This window comes from Dolichospermum sp. UHCC 0315A (genome assembly GCF_008121535.1).
GTDB classification, from domain to species: domain Bacteria; phylum Cyanobacteriota; class Cyanobacteriia; order Cyanobacteriales; family Nostocaceae; genus Dolichospermum; species Dolichospermum lemmermannii.
Genome location: NZ_CP043056.1, coordinates 539,499 through 564,046, shown reverse-complemented (window position 1 = coordinate 564,046; position 24,548 = coordinate 539,499). Strand labels below are relative to the sequence as shown.

Sequence of the window (24,548 nt, the reverse complement as noted above, 5' to 3'; positions counted from 1 at the left end):
AAATACCTAATCTATTATCATGGATAAAAAAGACCATTTTCGCAACCTTATCTATACAGACTGGATATTAAATGAAACCAAGTTTAATCCTGAATATTTGCATAGCCGAGAAACTATTTTCACCATTGGTAATGGCTATTTAGGGACAAGAGGAACATTTGAAGAAGGCTATCCCCGCGCATTATCAGCAACATTTATTAACGGTGTTTATGATGATGTTCCTGTAGTTTATACCGAACTCGTAAACTGTCCAGATTGGCTACCATTGACAGTTATTATTGAGGGAGAACGCTTTCGCCTTGATCAAGGTACAATATTAAAATATAACCGGAAACTAGACTTACATCATGGCATTCTCAGCCGGTGTTTACGTTGGTGTAGTCCCAATGGTAAAGCAATAGATATCCATTTTGAACGCTTTGCCAGTTTAGCAGATCAGCATATAGTCGGGCAACGTTGCCAACTAACACCAGTAAATTTTGATGGTTTAATTGAAATTCAAGCCAGTATTAACAGCTACTCTGAAAATCAAGGATTCAACCATTGGGAAGGATTAAATCAAGGTAAAATCACACAAGGATTCTGGTTACATAGTCGCACCCGCAACAGCCGCATAGATGTCGGTATAGCGGCAAAAATAACTATTTCGGGAACTGACATAGACTTACAAATTAATACCACACCTGGTTATCCCAGCTTAAATGCAACCGTTGCCGGTCAAATCCAACAGACAATCACCATAGTAAAGATTGTCAGTATTTTTACATCTAACGAAATTGCAGAACCAGTTGTAGCCGCTAAAGAAAAGCTCGTAAATATACCAAATTATATAACCTTAATTGATGCCCATGCCCAAGCCTGGGAGCAAGTTTGGCAACAAAGTGATATTATCATTGAAGGAGATATCACAGCAGCTTTTGCAGTGCGTTACAATCTGTTTCAGTTACTAATTGCTGCACTTAGAAATAATAATCACATAAGTATCCCGGCGAAAACCCTATCTGGCTTTGGTTATCACGGACATATCTTTTGGGATACGGAAATTTTTATTCTGCCATTTTTTACCTTTACCCAACCAAATTTAGCCCGGAATTTGCTCAGTTACCGTTATCACACCTTACCAGGGGCGCGACGCAAAGCCGCACATTATGGCTATCAGGGGGCGATGTTTGCCTGGGAAAGTGCGGTGACAGGGGATGAAGCGACACCACGCTGGTCACTACGGAGTGATTTTTATGCCGAAGATATTCGTATATGGTGTCGTGATCGAGAAATTCATATTAGTGCGGATATTACTTACGCCATTTGGTATTATTGGCAAGTTACAGAAGATGATGAATGGATGCGAGATTATGGTGCAGAAATTATTTTAGATACCGCAATTTTTTGGAGTAGTCGAGTTGAATTTAATCCCCAATTAGAATGTTATGAAATTCGCGGAGTTATTGGTGCAGATGAATATCATGAATTAGTTCATAACAACTGCTTTACAAATCGGATGGTACAATGGCATTTAGAAAAAGCCTTAATCATCTATAACTGGCTGCATTCCACCTTTCCAGAAGTAGCCATAAAACTTGAACATAAATTACAAATTAGCTCCCAAGTCATCAATCATTGGACAGAAATTATCGCTAAAATGCTCATTATCCACAACCCGGAAACCGGACTAATTGAGCAATGTGAGGGGTTTTTCCAACTAGATGATATTAACTTAGCCAAATACGAACCGCGAGAAAAATCAATCCAAATTATTTTGGGCATGGAAGAAACCAACAAAGGACAAGTCATTAAACAACCAGATGTATTAATGCTTCTATATTTGATGCGGGAATCTGCCGATTTTCCCTATAATCAGCAAACATTACAGGTAAATTGGGACTATTACGCCCCCCGCACAGATATTAGTTATGGTTCTTCCTTGGGTCCGGCTATTCACGCCATTTTAGCCGCAGATTTGGGCAAATCACAGGAGGCTTACGAATACTTTATGCAGGCGGCAATGGTAGATTTAGAAGATAAACGCGGAAATACCCAAGATGGGATACATGGTGCTAGTGCTGGAGGCATTTGGCAAGCTGTAATATTCGGTTTTGGCGGTATCCAATTTCGGGAAAATGTCCCCGTAGCCCATCCTCACTTACCCCCAACTTGGACAAGACTGAAATTTAAGTTACAGTGGCATGGTAAATGGCACGAATTCGATTTGCGTCAGGAATTACCAAAAACGAGAAAGCCTAACATTCAGGGCGTGATTTTTGACTTAGATGGCGTATTGACTAATACCGCAGAATATCATTATCAAGCTTGGCAAAAGTTAGCAAATGAAGAAGGTTTACCTTTTAATCGAGAAATGAATGAAGCCTTGCGGGGTGTGTCTCGTCGCGCTTCTCTGATATTGATTATTGGCAATAGAGAATATTCAGAAGTGCAAATTCAGGAAATGATGTCTCGAAAAAATGATTATTATGTAGAACTAATTCACAATATTACACCCACAGATTTATTACCAGGGGCAGTGGCCTTATTGGATGAATTGCGTCAAGCTGGAATCAAAATCGCCATTGGTTCTGCTAGTAAAAATGCCCGGCTAGTGATTGAAAAATTGGGGATTGGTGGTAAATTAGATGTTATTACTGATGGTGATACTGTCCAAGCCGCCAAACCAGCACCAGACTTATTTCTTCATGCTGCCAACCAGTTAGGAATTCCCCCAAATGAATGTGTAGTATTTGAAGATGCCGCAGTCGGTATTATCGCCGCCAAAGCAGCAAATATGTGGGCTGTAGGCTTGGGACCCCAGGAGAGGGTGGGGGCTGCTGATGTCGTTTTGCCTAGTTTGGCAGAAGTAAAATGGGAGGAACTGATTAAGAATTTATCAGGCTTCGCCCCGCTTCGCTAACACGCAGAGTCTCAGAGGTTGTTTGAAAAGTATTAGATGAAACCAACAATCTCCGAAACCTAACCCCCCTTCCCCCCTTCCCTACAAGGGAATGGGGGTTTCAAAGCCTCTCCCCGCGTCGGGGAGAGGTTTGGAGAGGGGTTTATTGATACATTAAAAACTTTTCAAACATCCTCTCAGAGAGTGAGCGGTTGGGAGATGTTAATTTCCTAAAAGTGCGCGAACTTCGTTATCTGTAGTTTGGCTAAAATCTTCGTACCATAAACCAATTGCAGACATTACTTCTGGACATTGCAAACAAACTACATCATCCACTTCTAAACGCAATTCTTCACAAGTATTTAGGGGTGCAACTGGAACAGCCACAATAATTTTCGTCGGCTGTTGTTGGTGGATAATAGTGAGGGCAACCCGCATGGTTGCACCAGTAGCAATCCCATCATCTATGACAATAACCGTTTTATTTTTAACATTAATTGCTGGTTTATCACCGCGATAAACCTGATTCCGGCGCTTTAATTCTCGCAATTCCTGGTTAACAACTTGGGTAATTTTTTCTTGATCTATTCCCAATGAATCAATTATATCTCGGTTGAAAACAATAATATTTTCCGAAGCAATTGCCCCCATAGCCAGTTCTTTGTGTCCAGGTACACCGAGTTTTCTGACTATGCACACATCCATGGCCGCATTCAAAATTTTAGCGACTTCAAAGGCTACAGGGACACCACCACGAGGCAAAGCTAGTACCAAGACATCCTCAAGGTTACTATATGCTTGTAAATGTTGAGCTAACATTTGACCAGCTTGAATGCGGTTAGAGAATTTTTTGCTCATGGGACTTTCACTATTTTCTTGAAAGCAATTTCAACTTGTGCATACTCATTAACCAACTGTGACACCAATTCTACAACCCCTTCTAGATTGCCGCTCTTCCCTTTTGATTCTAACTCTAAACAAAGCTGATGGAGATTCATCGCTCCCAAAGAGGCACTGCTAGACTTTAAGTTGTGGGCTGTTTTGTCGAGGGTATCAGCGTCTTCATTGGTGACAGCTATTTGAATCGCAGCGACAATTTTCGGAGATTCCACCAGATAACAGTTGATTATTTTCACCAAAACTTCCTGATCACCTTCTAGCATATCCAGTAAGGATTCTAAAACCTGAGTATCTATTGAAGACATTGTAAACTTTAATATTTTGATTTTATATTGTGGCAATTGCCATTAAACATGAGTTTTTTCTGTTCCCTCTGAATGATAAATAACGTAGCGATTGCGTCCTGTTTCTTTTGCCCGATAAAGAGCTTCATCTGCCTTAGCAATGAGAAATTTTGCAGAAACGCTGGCTTGAGGAATAATAGTCGCAATCCCCAGACTCAGGGTCAGGTATGAACTAATTGGAGAACTTTTATGAATCAAACCCTTACTGCGGATAGATGAGAGAATTATTTCTGCAATACAAATTGCCCCAGCTATATCTGTATGCGGTAAAACTAAAGCAAATTCTTCACCACCATAACGAGCGGCTAAATCTCCGGGACGTTGGGCTACTTGATACAGAATTTGAGCAACTTCTTTTAAACATTCATCTCCAGATTGATGTCCATAAGTATCATTATAATTCTTGAAAAAGTCTATATCACAAAGAATCAAAGATAAAGGCACTTTTTCTCTTTCTAAGCGTTTCCATTCTCGCTCTAAAACTTCATCAAAGGAGCGACGATTAGGAATTTGAGTCAAACCATCTATAGTTGCTAGTTGTTGTAATTTCTGGTTAGCTGCTTCTAATTGTTGATATAGTTCTGCTTGCTGAATAGCCATGACTAATGGATTTGTTAGTTGTGTTAGCAAATCAATATCCGATTTAGCCCATCTGCGTGGTTGAGAACATTCATAAACTACCAATAATCCCCAAATACTGTTTTCCTGTTGAATGGGGACAACTAAATTGGCTTTCGCTTGTAATTGACTCAGTGAATCAATATGACATTGGGAAAGCCCAGCATTGTCAATATCTTCGATCACACAAATATTACTTTGCCGATAGTCGTAACTACATTGATCAGAAAAGTAAGTATCTTGAAATACTCTTCCTAACATAGAATCCCATTCAGCGGCTACAGATTCAACTATGACATATCCACTCCCATCTGGATGAAACCGATAGATAATGACACGATCAGTTTTCAATAATTTACGGACTTCGATAGCAGTTGTACTCAGAATTAGTTCTAAGTTTAAAGATGTGCAGATTTTTTGGGTAATTTTAGCGACTAGCTGCTCTTGTTCAATCTTATACTGTAATTCTTTCATAGTCCAGTGCATTTGTAGCAAGCGGCGGACTCTTTGTCTTAAAACTGCCCAGTGAATCGGTTTAGTAATATAGTCAGCAGCACCAATAGAAAATGCTTTATCTACGGAATCTTGGTCATTTAGTCCTGTAATCATCAATACAGGAATGTTAGGATCAAATGTGTGTAGCTGATCGCAGCAAGTAAAACCATCCATTACTGGCATTATGGCATCTAGAAGCACGATATCTGGCTGTGAAGTCATGACAATATTTAGGGCAATTTTGCCATTACCTGCTACCATCACTTGATATCCCTCTTTTTCCATCGCATAACGTAATTGCATTTGTACAACTAAGTCATCATCTACAATTAATACTAATGTGTTGTTTATGTGAATAGAGGAAGTCACTATCTATAATTTCCTTGCTGAACTTGAACTGAAACTATACACACATTATGACTTGAGTTGAGTAGCCCCAGAATCAAAACAGACATAATACTCAATCCAATTGGCAATGATATTAGCCGAAACATGGTCAAAATCAGTAATGGGACAGAATTAATTATACAACTGATTTTTCTGTTCCCTCTTCCCTTTTTTTTGTAAATATAATCAATTTTACCAAAATGGAAACCATCACATTAGGAAAAAATGGTCTAGCTGTTCCCCCTCTTTGTATCGGTACATGGGCTTGGGGTGATAAAGTATTTTGGAATTATGGCAACGGCTATGGTGAAGAACAGTTACAAGCGGCTTTTAATGCAGCTTTAGATGCTGGTATCACCTTCTTTGATACAGCAGAAGTTTACAGTTTAGGACTTTCGGAACAGTTTTTAGGAAAGTTCATGAAACAAAGCTCCCAAAAGGTACAAATTGCCACGAAGTTTGGCCCTTTACCTTGGCGTTGGGATGGTAAATCTATATCTGACGCTTTAACGGCTAGTCTCCAACGTCTCCAAGTTGAGAAAATTGAATTATACCAAGTTCATTGGCCTTTTGCTTTCTTTTTGACTCAAGAAACTCTCATGAATACCCTCGCAGATGAAGTGAAACGGGGGAGAATCGGCGCAGTAGGTGTGAGTAACTATTCAGCAGCCCAAATGCGAGAAGCACACCAGATATTAGCCGATAGGGGCATACCTTTGGCTGTAAATCAAGTGCGTTATTCTCTACTAACGCGCCAAATAGAAGGTAAAGGTATTTCCCAAACAGCCCGTGATTTAGGTGTAACTATTTTAGCTTATAGTCCCTTAGCCCAAGGATTGCTCACAGGTAAGTATACGCCCTCTTATAAGCCTCAAGGTGCAAGAAGCATAGATCCGCGATTTAGTCAAGATGGTTTAAATCAAATCGCCCCTGTTTTATCTCTATTACGAGAAATTGGTGAAAAATACGATCGCACTCCTGCCCAAGTATCCTTAAATTGGTTAATAGCCCAAGGTAATGTCATTCCCATTGCTGGAGTCAAAACCGCTGAACAAGTTAAACAAAATGCAGGGGCTTTAGGTTGGAAAATGACTCAAGATGAAATTGCTGAATTAGAGAAAATCACTCGTCCTTGGTTACATTAAGGTAAGCTCATATCCTGCACATTCAAAGCGTATAGTTTAAACCGTTCTAAATCTGCTTGAATTGTGGACTCCACCACCTTTCCTAAAAACAAATTATCCATGAGTTTACCAATCAAGCCAGGAATAGCATAGGAAACCGTCATTTTCACAATACTAAGATCATGACGATCATAAAAGCGAATTGCTCCTTGATTTGGTAAACCATCAACCGATTCCCATTGAATAATTTGATAAGGAATTATTTTGGTAATTCGAGATTTCCACGTAAAATCTAATCCTCCTGTACTCAGTTTCCATAGAGAAATTTCCGGGTTATCTTCAGTAATTTTGACTGAATCAATCCATTTCATCCATTTAGGCATTTGCTCTAAATCAGACCACAATCCCCATGCTAATTCTATGGGAACTTCAACTTCTACCTGGACACTATGTTCTAACCATTCACTCATAGGATTTTAGATTTTAGATTTTAGATTGGTAATTGGTAATTGGTAATGGGTGATTGGTAATTGGTAATTGGTAATTGGTAATGGGTGATTGGTAATTGGTAATTGGTAATTGGTAAACTTTTACTTATTCCCTCTTAACTGTCACCTGTCACCTGTCACCTGTCACCTGTCACCTGTCACCTGTCACCTGTCACCTGTCACCTGTCCCCAGTCCCTACTTCTTCAAACTTTCGAGAATTACCTTAGCCGCACGTTTTCCAGAAACCGTTGCCCCTTCCATGCTGTCAATATAATCTTGTTGAGTATAACTTCCAGCTAGGAAAAAGTTAGGAATAGGTGTTTTTTGATCGGGACGGTACGCATCCATTCCTGGTGCTTCTCTATACAAAGATTGAGCCAATTTAACCACATTGTACCAAGTCATGTTTAAATCTCTTGACGAAGGGAACAGTTCATGCACTTGTTTAAGGACGTGGTGAGCAATTTCTTCATTATTTTGCTTAATAAAAGGATCACCCGGTGTCAATACCAGTTGCAACAATGAACCCTCCCCAGGACGATAATAATCTGCGGGACTAGTTAAAGCCAAATCCGCAAAACAGGAAAAATCAGCATCAGCGGTATACAACAAATTATCTATCCCAGTCGCATGATTTAGCTGTTTGCGTTTTTCCTCATCTCCCAGTTCTGTCACCCAACCATCAAAGCGTAGCTGCACTGTAGCGACTGGAACAGCATCTAACTTATAAATGTTATCAAATTCTGTCCATTTCCGCCAAGGTTGGGGTAAAACTCGCTGAATCCCTGGAACATCACAAGCACAAAGATAAGCGTCAGCGGTAATTACTGCTTCTGTGTCACCTTGGGCAACTAATATACCAGTAATGTGAGTTTCGTCGCCAGACTCAGCAAACTGAATTTCTCGGACTTGACGACGGGTGTATATTTTTGTGCCTCTTTCTTCCAAGTATTTAACAATAGGTTTGTGTAAATATTCGTGAGGTGAACCTTCCAGCATTCGCAGAATTGAAGCTTCTGTTCTGACTGCAAAAAACTGGAAAATTGTCAACATACATCGGGCGGAAATATGATCACAATCTATAAATCCCAGGGCGTAAGCAATAGGATTCCAGAGACGTTTAATGCTACCTTTACTACCACCGTGACTATAGAACCAGTCAGAAAAACTGATTTTATCTAATTTGCGAATAGTTTTCATTGCCCCATCAAAGTCTACCAAACCTTGAACTATGGGGCTAGTACCCAGAGCGATCGCATTTTGGAATTTATCCCGTAATGAAAGTTGGGAAGTAGTAAAAAACGCCTTTAATCCGTTAAAAGGCGCACCAGTAAAAAAGCGAAAATCTAACGCCCCAGTTTGTCCACCTTTATTGATAAAAGTATGACTATGTTCTTTGAGGCGTAAATTATCCCCAGCCCCCACTTTCTCCATCAATGCAAACAGATTGTAGTAGCAGCCGAAAAAGACGTGCAGCCCCATTTCAATATGATTGCCGTCACCATCTACCCAACTGCTGACTTTACCACCCACAAACGGACGAGACTCGAAAATTTCTACCTCACAGCCCGCATCTACTAAATCTACAGCAGTTGCTAACCCAGCTAATCCCGCACCCACAATTGCAACGCGCATTCCCTCGTTCCTTGTTCAGTTTCTTTACAAATTGTAACTGAATTGGTGACTGGTTAGTTGTCAGTAGGGGCGAAGCATTTGGAAGATAAATTATCGGTCATTGCCAAAAATAGTTCTCCAAATGCTTCGCCCGTACAGTTGTCAGTTGTCAGTTGCAAAAGAATATTTCTCTCCCCCTGCCTCCCCTGCCTCCCCTACTTCCCCGACTCCCCTACTTTCCCTGCTCCCCCGACTCCCCTACTTCCCCTGCCCTCTGCCCCTGCTTCCCTGCCCTCTATCACCCTCCGGCCACTTCTTCCCCCTGGGGTAAACTTCTAATCAGTTCCCGAATGACATCTGTTGCTGGTCTACCTGTCTGTTGACAATATTTTTCTAGTTTCTCTGCTTCTTGTGTTGCGAGATTAACTGTTATGCGTTTAACTGCCCATTTTTTATTTGTCATTATCATGCACTTTGCTGTATATTAACTTGATTTAGAAAGTTCGGTCACTCAAAACAAAAATGATACTATGAAAGTTAGTCGGAATTAACAAGGTAACAAAAACACTAATCTTATTTAAAATTTTTAGTTTGTCAACTACCTACCAAAATTTATTTTGCGATGACTTTGCTTGAATACGGGAAATTTCTGGAGATTTGCACCATGAGTGTATTTTATACCAATTTAAGATGAAGCTGTATTGAATCAGATTTCTAGAATTATTGACCGCGGATAAAGACGGATGAATTCATGGATTTTATGATTCTGTGCAGCCTCTCATCAAGTTGGTATTAGATATCCTGTAATTTAATTCATAAATTTTAGGTATATCTATTTTTTTAGTCAAGTGTTTCTAAGTTTAATTCTTCCGAGGAAAGTACATTAGCTTCTAATAGAGCCATCATATCTCGTAATTGAGGATTACCACGAGCAGTCCCGGTCAATCCTTTGGCAATAATTAAACCGCAATGGCCTTTGGTATTTTTACACCGCTGATGCCATTTTTTCTTAGCTTCTATGTGAACTGGATCATCATCTAAAAATTGCCCAAACAAAAATAATTCATTATTATGTGTTTGCAATAAACCTAAGTCATAGAGATCATCATCCACAGGATCGGTTACCGTATGAAAACAGATGGCGTTTAATCCTCCCGCAGCTTGAATATTTTCAATAATTCCTTTAGCTTTAGGGCGAGAGGTTTGAATGACAATCACAGGTAAACCGTCCCCTTTGAGTTCAAATTCCCCTGCTGCTTGGTAATTAGGCGCTTGACGCAGGTAATTTAATGTTTCCCAGGGTAATACTCCCAAACTCATGAAAGCATCTTCAGGGATTAAGTCGTCTCTGAGGGCTTCAAAGATGGAATCATCTTCATCTTCATCATCTTCGTCATCTAAATCAAAACCAGCCATTTCTTCTAATTCTGCTGTCAATTCTGGCATGGTAGAAACGGTGACAGTTAAAGATTTACGCCTTTTGTCGGTTTCTGGTAAGGAAATTCGATAACGTTGGCTGAGGGTGAGCAAATCCTCTTCGGATAATTGCCGATGGTGGTCACGCAGAAACCGCAATAAACTTTCTACAGCAACAAAAGTTAGTAGTGCTTCTTCTTCATACAAAACGGAACGTAATCCTTCTAGGGGATGAATATTTCCGAAGGTAGGTTCAATTTCTGAAAGTGGCATTTGTGCCAAATTTCCTAGATCATCATCTTCGTTTTCGTGCAAGGAATCAAAGGTGAGAAATAAACAATCTTGTTTGAGGAAGGCTTCTTCTAAATCTTGCTGAAGTTCATCTTCATCAGCTAAAACAGCAGCCCGAAACCGCTTGAGGGAATCTTCCGAACGATAAAACAAAATTCCATATTCAATTCCTAGCATTCCCATGACTGAGGCATAGAGTTTCTCTACATCCCATTGATTAATCTCTATGGATAAAATTTGCTGTTCTTCTAAAAATCTCCAAGGGGCAGATTGCCAAACTTCTAAGGCTTTATCATGGAGGAGTTGGGCGTATTTGGGTGGTAAATCGGGAATTTGGCTATCAATGACTTCGGCAAAAGAACGAAATAGTTCGTCAATTATGGGTAATTCTGGTACGTAGTCAATGGCAATATCTAAGTCTTGCAATACTCCGCGCAGGTAAAATTGAATTTCCCGGTCGCGGACAACTATTCTTTGCGGTCTACCGGGTTTGGCTGGACTTTGGGGATGTTCTATTGCCTGCATGAGGGTACGCACAATGGCTTCTGGTCCCAGGGCGGGATCTACCATGTCCATGCTTCTCACAATGCCTTCTGAGGCATCTACCCAAAGAATACAATCTCCTTTGGCATCTGGGTCTGTAAAGGGGGTGTGTGGTGATGACAATGGACGGCGATCGCCCTCCCATACAGAAGGAATCTGGGGTAATTTCTGCAACCGACGACTGGTAGAGCGATTAAAACTTGTCATAGAGTAAGTGAATCAAAACAAAGCGATTGAAAATTAGAGTTTTGGGAATGTTTAATCTTTCAACACACCGAACCCCTCAATTCTAGAATAAAAATCTGAGGTTGCTAATAAACACAGCAACAGTTGACACAAACAGGGATTATTCTAAAATTTTCTCCTATCTTTCCATCTTCCCATCTTCTTATGCTTTTTTGCCGTCGGAATGTCGCTAAAATGAATACAAAAACATTCATAGCAGCCCAGAGGTACGAGAATGCCTGATGGGGTATTGATAAAACTAGTTCAGGAGTTAAGAATTTATGACACAAGCAACTCAAACTCAACAACGGGGAATTCTCTTATCTGAATCTGCATTGCGTCAGGTTAAGTCTCTTCAAGATAAACAAGGGCAAGATTTATGCTTACGGGTGGGAGTTAGACAAGGTGGTTGTTCGGGAATGTCTTATATGATGGATTTTGAGGATGTCAGCAAGATTAACCCTGATGATGAGGTTTTTGATTATGATGGCTTCAAAATTATCAGCGATCGCAAAAGTCTCCTTTATCTTTACGGCTTAATGCTCGATTATAGTGATGCCATGATTGGTGGTGGTTTCCAATTTACTAACCCCAATGCTGCCCAAACTTGTGGTTGCGGTAAGTCTTTCGGCGTTTGACACTCCCCGGTCTAAAGACATTGACACCTAAAATTTTTTGGAATTTTCAGGTATCAATTCCGAGGTTTTCAGCATATTTTTTGATAAGTTAGGAGTCAGAAGTCAGAAGTCAATTAACAACTGACAACTGACCACTGACTAAGAACAACTGACAACTGACCACTGACTAAGAACAAATGACTAATACAATTGATTCCGTTGATTCCCTATTTGATAAAGGTTTAGAACGCTACAAGGCTGGAGAATCTGTAGAGTCACTGATTCCTGTATTTAAAGAGGTATGCGATCGCTCTCCTAAAGCCAGTTCAGCCTGGGTTTGTCTCGCTTGGTTATATCTTCTTGATAATAAAGGTAAATTGGCTTTCAACGCTGCTAATAAAGCTGTGAAACTCAATCCCCAAGATCCGCAAGGAAGAATTAATCTGGCTTTAGCTATGTTAGAAACAGGTCAAAAAGGTTTACGGGAACACATTGACTTTGCACAACAATTGATATTTGTCAATGAAGAATGGCAGGAAGAAGTTAAAAATAGCATTGAAGATGGTTTAACCAGAAACCCTGATTGGAAAAACTTAGCCAAAGTCAAAAAATGGTTATTTGAAAAATAGGGAATAGGGAACAGGGAGAAGATACTTCCAATTAACAACTAACAACTGTACGGGCGAAGCATTTGGAGAACTATTTTTGGCAATGACCGATAATTTATCTTCCAAATGCTTCGCCCCTACTGACAACTGACAACTGACAACTGACCAATCAAAATGAAAGACAAATTATTAAACTGGCTCAACTTAATCTTAGTCGCTGATGTTTTTTTAGTGATTTTGGGTTTTGCGTGGCTTGTTATAGCCGTGATTGGTGATGCTTCGGGAATCAATTTAGGTTTAGATTTGTGGCACAAACTCTGGATGCCAGTATTTAATCCTGCTATTGGTATATTGATGGGTGGTGCGCTATTTAGTGGCATTATTAGTTGGGTATCTAAGAAACTGACCAAAAATGAGTTGTCTTGAATTTTACTCATTTTCAAATAGCTGGATTAATCGGCTGAAAGGGTTTAGCAATGCTCATTGGTGTCAACTTAACGTAAAACCCATAGCCCGACTGGGAATGATAGCGCAGCGTGGCGTAAGCCATATTCCCAGTCTAATAGCGCAAGTCATCTTTAGATGACTGAATACTAGGAAAATTTATTAGTCCGTTTTAACGGACTTGATCTATTAGACAGGGAATTTATTCCCTGGTGGGTGTGGAACCCAAACAAATAAGCCACTTGTACTGAGCTTGCGATGCCCTGAGCCTGTCGAAGGGTCGAAGTATCTGTAGCCTAAGTTGACACAAGTAAGCATTGCTAAACCCCTACAAATAATCCACAACAAATGGAAAGCCCAGAGATAACAATTAATTTGATTGATAATCTTGACAACCAATTGCTTCTTCTGTATTCGCAATGTATGGATTTACTGTACATTTAAGACGATAATTATTAGTAAAAAATTGGCAATTAGGACAGGGGATTTTGTGCATTTCTTGAGCAATTTTAACAGTCTCTTTTGTTGCTGTCCATAAATTCAAAAATACCAAAACCATCACAGTCCAAGATGTGATAAAGCAAATCGGAATCAAGAATGCTTTTATTCCCTGAATTAGAAAAGATATAAAATTCAACATGGCAATTTATAAAATAAGTGAGGAGTTAGAAATTAATATAACTCCTAACTCCTCATTGCTCACGTCTAGCTGAAGATATATTCAATTAAACGCCAGCGTGACCTAATGCAATACCTGTTACCAACATTCCCAAAACCAAAAACGGTTGGGCGCTGGCTTGATATTTGACATCATTGGCTATGGGATCACGGAGAAAATACATATCTTGGAAAGTGATTTGGGGAACGATTAATAAGACGAGAATTGCTGCATATAAATTCTCGTGAATACTCACCAAATAACCTGCCACCAAACCTTGAAATAAATCAATCATGACTACACAAATCAAAGCCGCAGTTTGGATGCCAAACATAACTGGTAATGATTGTAGTCCTAATTGGCGATCGCCTTCCACACTCTTAAAATCATTGACAATGGCAATACCCAAACCAGCCAAACTGTAGAATAGAGTCAGAATCACAATTTTCCAATTCAATTCTCCAAATAAAGCATGACCAGCCCACCAAGGTAAAGCAATGTAACTTGCACCCAAAGCATAATTTCCTAACCAACCATTTTGTTTTAATTTCAATGGTGGTGCAGAATAGATATAGGCGATAAAAGTCCCAAAAACGGACAACATTAAAACAGTAGGAAATTGATGACCTGCCCATAAATCTAAGGTATAAGCCACCCCACATCCTAATAATAGTAAAAGCACGAATTGGCTAATTACTTGCTTTTCAGAAATTCTCCCCGAAGGTATGGGACGGTAAGGCTCATTAATCGCGTCAATTTCTCGGTCATAATAATCATTGATGGTTTGGGTATAACCTGTCAACAAAGGACCAGAAAGCAACATACAAAGGGCAGACTTCAAAACATTTTCTAAAGTCCAAGTGTAGTTACCAGAAGAAGCCGCACCGCAGACCACACCCCAAATTAGGGGAATCCAGGTAATCGGTTTCATCAATTGCAAGCGAATTTTCCAAATGGAAGTTTCCCCAGCACTTGCACCTTTCATTCCCAGCAATTGCCGAGTTTTCGCATTACGGTCTTCTGCAATTGTGACTTCTGGATTGGTTGATTCTATAGCCTCATTCGGCTGAGAATTTGGGTCAATGGGAGTTGATTCAGACATAAGGGGTAATGGTAATTGGTAATAGGTGATTGGTAATAGGTAATGGGTAATTGGTAATTATTGCCCAGTCCCCAATCCCCAGTCCCCAATCCCTAAAAAGAAATTATCAAATAACTATTTTGAAACTTTGCACCAGTTACAGGTTTACCACTTAAAGCCGGGGGGAGGAAGATATTACGTCTTTGATCTCCGGCTTCTACTGTGACTTCTGGTCCCTGTTGAGTAAGTTTTACCTGTTTTTTGTCGAAACCAGGTAAAAATAAGCGGACTTGGCGATTATGTACGTCAATTTCAATTGGTTGGTTAGCTTGTAATGCTTGCTCAACAAAGTTGGGTAAAGCATCTATCAGAGGTTGCCATTCCCCCTGGGAGACATCAGGAACTATGCTCACAGGTAGAGGTGCAAATTCCTGGGATAAGTTAGTATTTTCTCCATCAGCAACTAAGATTGCTCCACCAACAGTTAAACCAATTTGTTGGGCGCTTCCCCACAGATAGCGGGAATTTGCCACATCAATGGGTTCTGATGTTGTCACCAAAAAAGCGGCAACTCGCTGGGGATTAGCTAAAGCGGCTTTACCTTGTTCGAGAAAATTATTAACTTGGTTAGTGGGTTGAGAAAAATTATCAGCAGTCCAATTAATATTAAAAAGACTGCTAATTAAAGGTTGAATTAGGGGAGATTCGGTAATTGTTTTCCCTAAATCGGAATTTACGAACAATTGCCTAAATCGTCTCATATACCAACTTAAAGATTCTGGCATTCCCAACATTCGCAAGCTGGCAGCATCGCCTGTGCCATCATAGATAATCGCGTCATATTTGCCACTGGCATCATATTCACGAATCGCATTGAGAGCAAGGGCGTTGTCCATACCTGGTAATACCACCAGTTCCTGCCCATAAACCTCTTTCAAAATCGGTGTGCGGAGGTATTGAGCCTCCAATTTTTTCACTTCGTCCCAGTTGCGTTCTAGCAGTACAGATGCTTGAAACTGTACTGCTTGTAGATTAGGAGAGATTTCCTGGGGGTCAGGAGTCAGAGTAGTATTGAGTAGAATTGGCAATGTTGGATCTGCTAGTCCTGCTAGAAGTACCCTTTTGCCTTGTGTTGCCAAACTAATGGCTGCGGCGATCGCTATCTTACTGCGAGCGATGCCGTTTTTGCCCAAAAATGTCAGTATCAAGGCCATTACTCAATTTCCAATTTTGCCGATCTTTTCAATAACAACTTAGCACTTAACCAATCTTCTTAGCCTCTACTGTAAGTTGTTTTGACTAGGCTGGTTTGATTTCATCTTCAAAAAACCAGGTGGAGAAGTTGTCATCAAACTTAACTACCACACCGATTCCCGCCCCGTCAGTGACTTTGTAGCCTTGGATAATGCCAACTTTTCCCAGTTTTTGAGCGATAGTAGAGGATACGCGATCGCGCAAACGAATCACCTTAACTTTCTGTCCGATGTCCATGATCTAGTTACAATAAAATAATCCAAATCTCAGTGTAGCGGAATCTGTCACTTACCCACCATTAATTAACCCCCAGACTTAAATTATTCATCAGTCTGAGGGCAATTTACCAACAAGAGATGCTCCTAAATCAGTGTATTAATCGCCGAAGAAGAAGCTACACCATTTTGCGAATCATTGTGAGTTGATTGCTGTGGCTGGGTTTCTTCCTGTACACCTCGCATCTTAATTAACTTAATAGCCCGGTTCACACTTTCCGGCAAAACTACCACCAGACTACCATCAGGAGCCATGTCCAAGGCTTTGTTAATAGCTGTGGTTTCATCCAAAATTGATTCAAAGCGGTAATTAGGCTTAACTTGGGTAATGCCTTGAATAATCAAATCTGAAGCTGAACCACGAGGTCTACCTCTAGTATCATCATCTTCTTTAATAATAATGTAGTCAAAGATATCTGCTGATAACTTACCTAGAGTCACAAAATCTTCATCACGGCGATCGCCCGGACCACCAATCACACCAATGCGCTGTCCCGTTGTCCAATTCCGAACAAATGACCCCAAAGCCTCATAACTAGCCGCATTGTGGGCATAATCTACCAAAGCATGGTGTTTACCCAAATTAAACAAATTCATCCGTCCTGGGGTCTGACTCACAGAAGCACGGAAGCCTCTTAAACCAGCCCGAATTTGCTCAATGGTGACATCTTGAACAAAAGCCGCCAAACTAGCAGCTAAAGCATTAGCAATCATAAATGGCGCTCTTGCACCCATTGTCAAAGGAATATTTTCTGCTCTTTCGATGCGGTGCGTCCAATCACCTTTGACAATAGACAGATAACCATGTTCATAGACTGCGGCCACTCCACCCTGTTGAATATGTTTCCGTACCAGATCCGAGTCTGGATTCATGGTAAAGTAGGCAATATTTGCCTTAGTCTTTTCTGCCATCGCTGCAACCCGGTGATCATCGGCATTGAGTACCGCATAACCATCAGGAAAAACAGCCTCAGCAACTACACTTTTGAGATGGGCTAATTGTTCAATAGTATCTATATCGCCGATGCCCAGATGGTCAGCAGACACATTTAATACCACACCTACATTAGCATTTTCAAAACCCAACCCAGAGCGGAGAATCCCACCGCGAGCCGATTCCAATACCGCTACTTCTACGGTTGGATCTTGAAGGATAACATGGGCGCTTTGAGGACCTGTATTATCTCCTGATTCTACTAAGAAATCACCGATATAAGTACCGTCTGTAGTTGTGTAGCCTACTACTTTACCAGTTTGCTTATAGATATGTGCTAACAGGCGGGTAGTGGTGGTTTTACCATTTGTGCCTGTGACAGAGAGCAGAGGAATCCGTCCAGATTGTTCATTGGGGAACAGCATATCCATGACCGCACCAGCGACATTGCGGGGGATACCAATGCTGGGGGCGACGTGCATTCGGAAACCAGGGGCGGCATTGACTTCGACAATTACCGCATCTACTTCTCGGAGCGGACGGCTAATATCGGAAGTGACAATATCTATCCCAGCTACATCTAAACCGATGATTCTCACTACCCGTTGTGCTAACCATATATTTTCCGGGTGAATTTCGTCTGTGCGATCTACAGCACTACCACCTGTACTCAAGTTGGCTGTAGCCCGCAGATAACACATTGCTCCCTGGGGTGGCACACTATTGATGGTGTAGCCTTGTCTATCTAGGAGTTGATAGCTGGTACGGTCTAGTTCAATCTTAGTTAAGACATTATCATGACCTTCACCGCGATTGGGATCTTGGTTTGTTTCTTCAATTAGCTCTGTAATCGTAGATTTGCCATTACCCACGACATGGGCGGGGATTCTCTCCGCTACAGCAACTACCTTGCCATTAACTACCAATACCCGATGATCTCGTCCTACATAATATCTTTCCACAATCACTGAACGAGAAACCTGTCTAGCCATTTCATAAGCGGCTTCTGCGTCTTCCCAATTACGGATATCAATGGTGATACCCCGGCCATGATTACCATCTGAAGGTTTAATCACGATGGGATAACCACCAACATATTCAACGGCTTCTTCTAAATCATCAAAGAAATTGATAACTGTCCCTCTAGGAACTGGGACACCGTTGGCATCGAGAATCCGTTTAGTAGCTTCTTTATCACCAGCTAGTTCTACACCAAGAATGCCTGTGTTATTGGTCATTGTGGCCTGAATCCGTTTTTGATGGATACCATAGCCCAATTGAATTAAGAATCTAGCTGGTAAAGGCATCCAAGGAATACCTTTTTTCTCCGCTTCTTTGATAATAGCTTCTGTTGAAGGTCCTAGCGAAGCATCACGCCAAAAGTCTTTCAGGTCTTGAACATCTTGCTCTAGTTCGGCTTTGGGATAACGTCCCCGGTCAATAATACTTTGACATAGCCTGACTGCTGCCCGTGCTGCATAGCGACCCGCCTCTTCATTTAGGTACTCAATCACTACCTGATAAATTCCAGGTGTGACAGTTTCACGGGTGCGACCGAAACCTACGTGCATTCCCGCTAATTCCTGGAGTTCCAAGGCTACGTGTTCCACTATATGACCCATCATGGTGCCTTCTCGCACCCGCATCAGAAAACCACCCCGACAGCCAGGGGAGCAGTAGTGACCCTCTAGGCTGGGGAGAGCCTCTACTAATCCTTCATAAAAGCCAGGGATTTCATTAGAGGGCGTTTCGGCAAGATTTTCTAAATCTAGGCGCATGACGATGAGCTTGTGCCGTCGAATGCTCCAGTAATTTGGGCCGCGTAAGGTCTGGATCTTGAGGATTCTCATGGGAATAGGTAGATGGAGATTCGGAACCAAAATTCTAGTTTCTTACTGGAATTGACCGCTAAACTGTTCATGTCAAACAGTTTTTTATGATTAGATAGTATTTATCTAAAATCTGAAAACAGGAAGAAATCAGAGCGCGGTCAAATCATTGTCATCTGAGATACTCTATACCGTCAGCTAGAGATGCGATGCACAGCAGGTAAAACAGTACGTTGGTAAAGATGGAAGCGATCTCCGTAACTGAGGATATGTAGTCTTAAATTATGTAAAGTCAAGGGTTCGTTAGCACTAACATTGGGTTCATTGGTGTGGGTAAGTTCTGTAGGATCAACAATGGTGACACTGCCTTTGCCCATAACTTGTAACCAACCATCTCGTTCAAACACAGCACAGGTATCTTCGTCAATACCAATGCCCAGTCTATCAGGGTGAGCGGCGATGGCACTAACTAATCTCCCCATGCGATTCCGGTTATGGAAATGTTGGTCAACGACAACTTCAGGAATGAATCCTAAGCCTGTTGCCATATCCACTAGGGAACGATTGGGGGTTTCACCACTGCCACCACCTGCGATCATGTGATGTCCCATGACGGCTGCTCCAGCACTTGTTCCTGCTAAAGTCAGTTGTCCGGCTCTCACCCGCTGGCGGATAATTTCCATTGCTGGTGTGTCGGAGAGGACTCCACAAAGACGCAGTTGGTCTCCTCCTGTCAAGAAGACACCACTACAGGCTTCGAGGGATGCTTTAATCTCCGGATTTTCGCATTGTTCCCGTTCCCGAATGTCTAAAATTTCAACCTTCTCCGCACCCATTTCTTCAAAAATGCGAACGTACCTACCAGCAATAATGGCAGGCTCACGGGAGGCTGATGGAATTATTGTAATATACGCCTTGTTACCACCAGCACGAACAAAAAAAGTTCTCAGAATTTCTCGTCCATGAACTTTATCTTCTGCGCCTCCGATAACTAGTACGGCGGTTTTAGTAGCTTGGGGTGTCCTCATTTCCAGCGATTTAACTTCTAACTGCGGCATTGTGTTTCTGCTTGAGGGAGTCAACAACTTCAGGTTAATTCAACAAGGGTTGCTACTTGTTAATTTTCGCCTTTTGCTTTAATGAGAGGACACTGCTTGACGCACACGATGCCTCAATTTTCTCATGTCCGTCATTCTCATGGCCAGCATCTTGTTTTTTACCTATCTACTTTTCCAGCCGGGAATTATAGCGCTAAATTCACTATAATTCCCTTCTGGATTTAGGTTTTAGTCGGCCTTGACACTCTTACTTCTGAGCTTGGCTAGATGCATCCCGGAAGTTGTTAACTTTGGTGGGATTATTAATTTAAATTTAGTAGTGACAATATTTAAACATAAATCAAGTAACTAGAAAAACTTTTGATCTCACTTGGAAACAGGAAACAGGGAACAGGGAACAGGAAACAGGGAACAGGGAACAGGGAACAGGGAACAGGGAATAGGGAACAGGGAACAGGAGAGAAACTTCCTTCTTTATTCTTTCTTCTCTTTCTCCTGACTCCTGACTCCTGACTCCTGACTCGGTGACTCCTGAACTCCTGAACTCCTGAACTCCTGACTCCTGACTCGGTGACTCCTGAACTCCTGACTCCTGACTCATGTGCTACGTTATCAGTTATTCTGTTGGCTAGGTATCTACCCTTAAAATTAGTTCTATCGAGTCCGAATTACTGTGCGTTTTGATATAGTTACACTTTTCCCTGACTGTTTCACGTCAATTCTCAATTCTGGTTTGCTGGCTAAGGCCTTAGCTAAACAGATTGCTCAAGTGCATCTAGTTAATCCCAGAGACTTTACCACGGACAAACACCACAAGGTGGATGATGAAACCTATGGTGGTGGCGTGGGAATGCTGATGAAGCCAGAACCGATTTTCGCGGCTGTGGAGTCTTTGCCGATTCTACCCCGTCGTGATGTGATTTTGATGAGTCCCCAAGGACAACCGATGAACCAGCCCTTACTGCGCGAATTAGCCGCGAATTATGACCAATTGATTGTTATTTGTGGTCATTATGAAGGGGTAGATGACAGGGTGCTAAATTTGGTGACTCGTGAGATATCTTTGGGCGATTTTATCCTCACTGGGGGAGAAATTCCTTCTATGGCTTTGATTAATGGTGTGACGCGGTTGCTACCGGGAACTGTGGGTAAGGAGGAATCTCTCAAAAATGAAAGTTTTGAAGCGGGTTTGTTAGATTTTCCCCAGTATACTCGTCCTGCTAATTTTCGTGGTTGGAAAGTCCCAGATGTGCTACTAAGTGGTAATCATGCAGCAATAGCTCGTTGGCGTTTTCAACAACAAATTGAGCGCACAGCCTCCCGTCGTCCCGATTTGCTGAAAAAATGGCAAGAAGAGCAGAGGGAGTAAGGGGAATAGGGGGAGTAGGGGGAGTAGGGGGAGTAGGGGGAGTAGGGGGAGAAAAATATTCTTTTGCAACTGACAACTGTAAGGGCGAAGCATTTGGAAGATAAATTATCGGTAGTTGCGAAAAATGCTTCTCCAAATGCTTCGCCCCTACTAACAACTGACAACTAACAAACTATGAACATCAGAATTGGTAACGGCTACGATATACACAGATTGGTGAGCGATCGCAATTTAATTTTAGGCGGTATTCACATTCCCCATGAACTCGGCTTGTTAGGACACAGTGATGCTGATGTTCTTACCCATGCCATCATGGATGCAATGCTAGGAGCATTATCTTTAGGAGATATTGGTCATTATTTTCCCCCTACAGATCCAAAATGGAAAGGGGCTGATAGTCTTGTACTATTAGATCAAGTACATCAATTAATTCGTGACCAAGGTTGGAAAATTGGCAATATTGATTCTGTCGTTGTGGCTGAACGTCCCAAATTAAAACCCCATATTTCTCAAATGCGGGATAAATTAGCCGCAGTTTTAGAAGTAGAACCAAATCAAATTGGTGTCAAAGCTACAACTAATGAAAAATTGGGACCAACGGGAAGAGAAGAAGGGATTTGTGCTTATGCTGTAGTTTTGTTAGTAGCAGATGATTAATTCATAACTAAATAGGAGAATAAGAGAATGTTTAGTTTAGATAAACCAGAAGAACTAATTAAAATCCGACTTATTTCTAGTATTTGGAATAATCAATTTGATTCACCGGAGAAAATAGAAAGTTTATTTCAACTGTCTTCTCCAGATATTATCGTCTTAGATCAAAATCAGCAAATTGCATTATTAGTAGATGTCAAAGCGCAAGAAATTCTAGAAAGTCATGAAAATGATTTATCAAAAGTCAGCAATCTGTATTTACAAAACTCTCAAACAAACCCGCGATTTGTTATGTTAGCAAATTTAACAGAAATTAATGTTTTTAAATCTACTAATGGTGTATTTTCTAAACCAGAGATATCATTAAATACAGGAAAAATTCTCAGCCATTATGATTCAGAATTTTGTGAGAAAACAATATTTAATTTCTATTTGAAAACCCTTATAGTATCTTGGTTAAGAGATTTGAGTTATCACTGGAAATCAGAAATACCATCTGCCTCTGAAAAATTTGAAAAAATAGGTTTATTAGCAAAGATAAAAAATGGAGAAACATATTCACAAAACTATGAATAAGAGTAGATAATTTATATTTAATTACCAGTATCAGCAATATCAAAATATTAAAACCATGACATTACAAAAAATACTCAATCTTACGAAACGCTTTTTCTTATTAATAACAATCATTGCTTTTACAGCAACAACAATTACCGCTTGTAACCCAATTCAATTAAAAACCAATGCGGCTCAAGTTCCGCAATTAGTCAGAAGTATTCTGAATGATCCAAAAACATTTAATGCGGCACTTGGTTCTGAATCACCAAATATTTTTGATCTTACTTATGAAGGATTATTAACGCAAAATCCTATTAACGGTAAAATAGAAGGAGCATTAGCTCAATCATGGGAAATATCACCTGATAAAACCAAAATTACCTTTACCATGCGTGAGGGTTTAAAATGGTCAGACGGACAACCATTAACAGTTGATGATGTCGTATTTACCTACAATGATATTTATTTAAATGAAAAAATTCCCACAGATACTAGAGATGTTTTGAGAATTGGTAAAGATCGCAAATTACCAACTGTGAAAAAAATAGATAATAAAAGAGTAGAATTTAGTGTACCTGAACCATTTAGACCTTTTTTGCTAAATACAAGGGCATCTATTTTACCTGCTCATATTTTAGAAAAATCAGTGAAAACAAAAGATAAAGATAGTAAACTGGAATTTTTGAGTAAATGGAGTGTTGATACTCCCCCAGAAGAAATTATTGTTAATGGACCTTATAAAATTGAAAGATATGATACAAGTCAACGGATAATTTTTCGCCGTAATCCCTATTATTGGCGTAAAGATGCTCAAGGTAAATCACAACCTTATATTGAACGGATAATTTGGCAAATTGTGGAATCAACAGATGCTTCTTTACTCCAATTTCGTTCCGGTGATTTAGATTCTATTAGTGTTTCCCCTGATTATTTTTCGCTGTTAAAAGTTCAGGAAAAACAAGGAAATTTTACAATATATAATGGTGGTCAAAGTTCTAGCACTTTATTTCTTTCTTTCAACTTAAATAAAGGGAAAAGAAATAATAAACCATTAGTTGATCCTATTAAATCTCAATGGTTTAATAATGTCCAATTTCGCCAAGCGGTAGCTTATGCTATTGATAGACAAACCATGTTAAATAATACTTTTCGTGGTTTGGGTACCTGCCAAAATTCTTCTATTTCTGTTCTAAGTCCTTATTTTTTATCACCAGAAAAGGGACTAAAAGTTTATAAATATAATCCTGATAAAGCGAAGGAATTACTAATAAAAGCAGGATTCAAATATAATGACAAAAATCTTTTAGTGGATAATCAAGGTAACGAAGTCAGATTTAGTTTACTCACCAATGCTGGTAATAAAATTCGGGAATCAATGGGTTCGCAAATTAAACAAGATTTGAGTAAAATTGGCATTCAAGTTGATTTTACTCCCTTGGCATGGAATACTTTTATAGGTAAGATATCTAATACTTTAGATTGGGAGGCTGGTTTATTAGGTTTAATTGATGGATTAGAACCTAATGATGGTGCTAATGTTTGGTCACCTGACGGGGGATTACATATGTTTAATCAGAAACCCCAAGCTGGACAAAAGCCCATAGAAGGGAGAGAAGTTGCACCTTGGGAAGTGAAAATTAATGAACTTTATATTCAGGGCGCACAGGAATTTGATGAGGTGAAAGTCAAGGAAATTTATGGGGAAAGTCAACAATTAACACAGGAGTATTTACCTTTTATTTATTTGGTAAATTCCTCTGCTATGTCAGCAATTAGAAATCGTTTTGAAGGTATCCAATTTTCTGTCCTTGGTGGTGCTTTTTGGAATATTCATGAAATTAAAGTTACGAAATAGGTAATAGTGAAGAAATTCTTACTAATT

At 40.3% G+C, this 24,548-nt stretch carries 25 protein-coding genes; 10 read left to right on the top strand and 15 right to left on the bottom strand.

What is annotated here, in order from left to right; genetic code table 11:
• Positions 1 to 19: 19 nt before the first annotated feature.
• On the top strand, positions 20 to 2,902 hold the full coding sequence (pgmB, locus tag BMF77_RS02655; protein WP_148760427.1) for a beta-phosphoglucomutase: 2,883 nt from the start codon (positions 20 to 22) through the stop codon (positions 2,900 to 2,902).
• A 201-nt stretch (positions 2,903 to 3,103) separates the two neighbouring features.
• On the opposite strand, the gene BMF77_RS02650 is transcribed toward pgmB, so the two are convergent.
• Genes BMF77_RS02650 through BMF77_RS02640 form a run of 3 tightly spaced genes read right to left on the bottom strand, consistent with a single transcriptional unit; the run spans position 3,104 to position 5,607 of the window.
• Positions 3,104 to 3,739 (bottom strand): phosphoribosyltransferase, encoded by a 636-nt coding sequence (locus BMF77_RS02650; RefSeq protein WP_148760425.1) that lies wholly within the window; start codon positions 3,737 to 3,739, stop codon positions 3,104 to 3,106.
• Positions 3,736 to 4,086, bottom strand: a complete 351-nt coding sequence (locus BMF77_RS02645) for an Hpt domain-containing protein (protein WP_148760423.1) — start codon at positions 4,084 to 4,086, stop codon at positions 3,736 to 3,738. The genes BMF77_RS02650 and BMF77_RS02645 overlap by 4 nt, the downstream gene beginning before the upstream one ends.
• A 42-nt stretch (positions 4,087 to 4,128) precedes the next feature.
• Positions 4,129 to 5,607, bottom strand: coding sequence for a diguanylate cyclase domain-containing protein (locus BMF77_RS02640; protein ID WP_210422286.1), 1,479 nt, complete (start codon positions 5,605 to 5,607; stop codon positions 4,129 to 4,131).
• A gap of 218 nt (positions 5,608 to 5,825) precedes the next feature.
• On the opposite strand from BMF77_RS02640, the gene BMF77_RS02635 reads away from it, so the two are divergent.
• On the top strand, positions 5,826 to 6,770 hold the full coding sequence (locus BMF77_RS02635) for an aldo/keto reductase (protein ID WP_148760419.1): 945 nt from the start codon (positions 5,826 to 5,828) through the stop codon (positions 6,768 to 6,770).
• Here the strand turns inward: BMF77_RS02635 and BMF77_RS02630 are convergent.
• Both BMF77_RS02630 and zds read right to left on the bottom strand, forming a co-directional pair.
• Positions 6,767 to 7,219 carry an SRPBCC family protein gene (locus BMF77_RS02630; RefSeq protein WP_015079856.1) on the bottom strand — a complete coding sequence of 151 codons (453 nt, stop codon included), beginning with the start codon at positions 7,217 to 7,219 and terminating at the stop codon, positions 6,767 to 6,769. The genes BMF77_RS02635 and BMF77_RS02630 overlap by 4 nt on opposite strands.
• Positions 7,220 to 7,433: 214 nt before the next feature.
• Entirely contained in the window at positions 7,434 to 8,873 is a 1,440-nt protein-coding gene (gene zds / locus BMF77_RS02625; RefSeq protein ID WP_148760417.1) for a 9,9'-di-cis-zeta-carotene desaturase, read from the bottom strand.
• A gap of 57 nt (positions 8,874 to 8,930) precedes the next feature.
• Here zds and BMF77_RS02620 point away from each other — a divergent pair, with 57 nt between their 5' ends.
• Positions 8,931 to 9,191: a hypothetical protein gene (locus tag BMF77_RS02620; protein WP_148760415.1), complete on the top strand. Its 261-nt coding sequence runs from the start codon at positions 8,931 to 8,933 to the stop codon at positions 9,189 to 9,191.
• Here the strand turns inward: BMF77_RS02620 and BMF77_RS02615 are convergent.
• Together BMF77_RS02615 and BMF77_RS02610 are read right to left on the bottom strand one after the other, a co-directional pair.
• A complete protein-coding gene (locus BMF77_RS02615) occupies positions 9,151 to 9,321 on the bottom strand; it encodes a ribbon-helix-helix-containing protein (RefSeq protein ID WP_015079854.1) in 171 nt (56 codons plus the stop codon). The genes BMF77_RS02620 and BMF77_RS02615 overlap by 41 nt on opposite strands.
• A gap of 371 nt (positions 9,322 to 9,692) precedes the next feature.
• The gene (locus BMF77_RS02610) at positions 9,693 to 11,309 is read right to left on the bottom strand and encodes a hypothetical protein (protein WP_148760413.1); all 1,617 of its coding nucleotides are present in this window, start codon (positions 11,307 to 11,309) and stop codon (positions 9,693 to 9,695) included.
• A 299-nt stretch (positions 11,310 to 11,608) separates the two neighbouring features.
• Here BMF77_RS02610 and BMF77_RS02605 point away from each other — a divergent pair, with 299 nt between their 5' ends.
• Positions 11,609 to 11,965 carry an iron-sulfur cluster assembly accessory protein gene (locus BMF77_RS02605; protein ID WP_015079852.1) on the top strand — a complete coding sequence of 119 codons (357 nt, stop codon included), beginning with the start codon at positions 11,609 to 11,611 and terminating at the stop codon, positions 11,963 to 11,965.
• A 176-nt stretch (positions 11,966 to 12,141) separates the two neighbouring features.
• Positions 12,142 to 12,573, top strand: coding sequence for a M48 family metallopeptidase (locus tag BMF77_RS02600; RefSeq protein WP_148760411.1), 432 nt, complete (start codon positions 12,142 to 12,144; stop codon positions 12,571 to 12,573).
• Here BMF77_RS02600 and BMF77_RS26425 read toward each other — a convergent pair.
• Positions 12,559 to 12,699, bottom strand: coding sequence for a hypothetical protein (locus tag BMF77_RS26425; RefSeq protein ID WP_168204383.1), 141 nt, complete (start codon positions 12,697 to 12,699; stop codon positions 12,559 to 12,561). The genes BMF77_RS02600 and BMF77_RS26425 overlap by 15 nt on opposite strands.
• 27 nt (positions 12,700 to 12,726) lie before the next feature.
• Here BMF77_RS26425 and BMF77_RS02595 point away from each other — a divergent pair, with 27 nt between their 5' ends.
• Complete coding sequence (locus BMF77_RS02595; protein WP_015079850.1) at positions 12,727 to 12,978, top strand: hypothetical protein; 252 nt, start codon at positions 12,727 to 12,729, stop codon at positions 12,976 to 12,978.
• A gap of 388 nt (positions 12,979 to 13,366) precedes the next feature.
• On the opposite strand, the gene BMF77_RS02590 is transcribed toward BMF77_RS02595, so the two are convergent.
• From BMF77_RS02590 to BMF77_RS27165, 7 genes are all read right to left on the bottom strand, one after another.
• On the bottom strand, positions 13,367 to 13,636 hold the full coding sequence (locus BMF77_RS02590) for a hypothetical protein (protein ID WP_015079849.1): 270 nt from the start codon (positions 13,634 to 13,636) through the stop codon (positions 13,367 to 13,369).
• 85 nt (positions 13,637 to 13,721) lie between these two features.
• On the bottom strand, positions 13,722 to 14,756 hold the full coding sequence (gene chlG, locus BMF77_RS02585) for a chlorophyll synthase ChlG (protein ID WP_148760409.1): 1,035 nt from the start codon (positions 14,754 to 14,756) through the stop codon (positions 13,722 to 13,724).
• A gap of 92 nt (positions 14,757 to 14,848) precedes the next feature.
• On the bottom strand, positions 14,849 to 15,949 hold the full coding sequence (locus BMF77_RS02575) for an ArsA family ATPase (protein WP_015079847.1): 1,101 nt from the start codon (positions 15,947 to 15,949) through the stop codon (positions 14,849 to 14,851).
• 85 nt (positions 15,950 to 16,034) lie between these two features.
• Positions 16,035 to 16,226, bottom strand: coding sequence for a DUF2862 domain-containing protein (locus tag BMF77_RS02570; RefSeq protein WP_148760405.1), 192 nt, complete (start codon positions 16,224 to 16,226; stop codon positions 16,035 to 16,037).
• A 125-nt stretch (positions 16,227 to 16,351) separates the two neighbouring features.
• The gene (gene cphA / locus BMF77_RS02565) at positions 16,352 to 19,048 is read right to left on the bottom strand and encodes a cyanophycin synthetase (RefSeq protein ID WP_148766753.1); all 2,697 of its coding nucleotides are present in this window, start codon (positions 19,046 to 19,048) and stop codon (positions 16,352 to 16,354) included.
• Positions 19,049 to 19,221: 173 nt separating this feature from the next.
• Positions 19,222 to 20,085 carry a cyanophycinase gene (locus BMF77_RS02560; RefSeq protein ID WP_015079845.1) on the bottom strand — a complete coding sequence of 288 codons (864 nt, stop codon included), beginning with the start codon at positions 20,083 to 20,085 and terminating at the stop codon, positions 19,222 to 19,224.
• Between the two features lie 340 nt (positions 20,086 to 20,425).
• On the bottom strand, positions 20,426 to 20,686 hold the full coding sequence (locus tag BMF77_RS27165; protein ID WP_210422285.1) for a hypothetical protein: 261 nt from the start codon (positions 20,684 to 20,686) through the stop codon (positions 20,426 to 20,428).
• Between the two features lie 72 nt (positions 20,687 to 20,758).
• Between BMF77_RS27165 and trmD the strand changes: the two genes are divergently transcribed.
• The 4 genes from trmD to BMF77_RS02540 all read left to right on the top strand — a co-directional run bounded on the left by trmD (position 20,759) and on the right by BMF77_RS02540 (position 24,521).
• Positions 20,759 to 21,454: a tRNA (guanosine(37)-N1)-methyltransferase TrmD gene (trmD, locus tag BMF77_RS02555; RefSeq protein ID WP_148760403.1), complete on the top strand. Its 696-nt coding sequence runs from the start codon at positions 20,759 to 20,761 to the stop codon at positions 21,452 to 21,454.
• Between the two features lie 174 nt (positions 21,455 to 21,628).
• Entirely contained in the window at positions 21,629 to 22,111 is a 483-nt protein-coding gene (ispF, locus tag BMF77_RS02550; RefSeq protein ID WP_148760401.1) for a 2-C-methyl-D-erythritol 2,4-cyclodiphosphate synthase, read from the top strand.
• A gap of 27 nt (positions 22,112 to 22,138) precedes the next feature.
• Positions 22,139 to 22,684 carry a hypothetical protein gene (locus BMF77_RS02545; protein ID WP_148760399.1) on the top strand — a complete coding sequence of 182 codons (546 nt, stop codon included), beginning with the start codon at positions 22,139 to 22,141 and terminating at the stop codon, positions 22,682 to 22,684.
• Between the two features lie 55 nt (positions 22,685 to 22,739).
• Positions 22,740 to 24,521 carry an ABC transporter substrate-binding protein gene (locus BMF77_RS02540; RefSeq protein WP_148760397.1) on the top strand — a complete coding sequence of 594 codons (1,782 nt, stop codon included), beginning with the start codon at positions 22,740 to 22,742 and terminating at the stop codon, positions 24,519 to 24,521.
• The last annotated feature ends 27 nt before the right edge of the window (positions 24,522 to 24,548 follow it).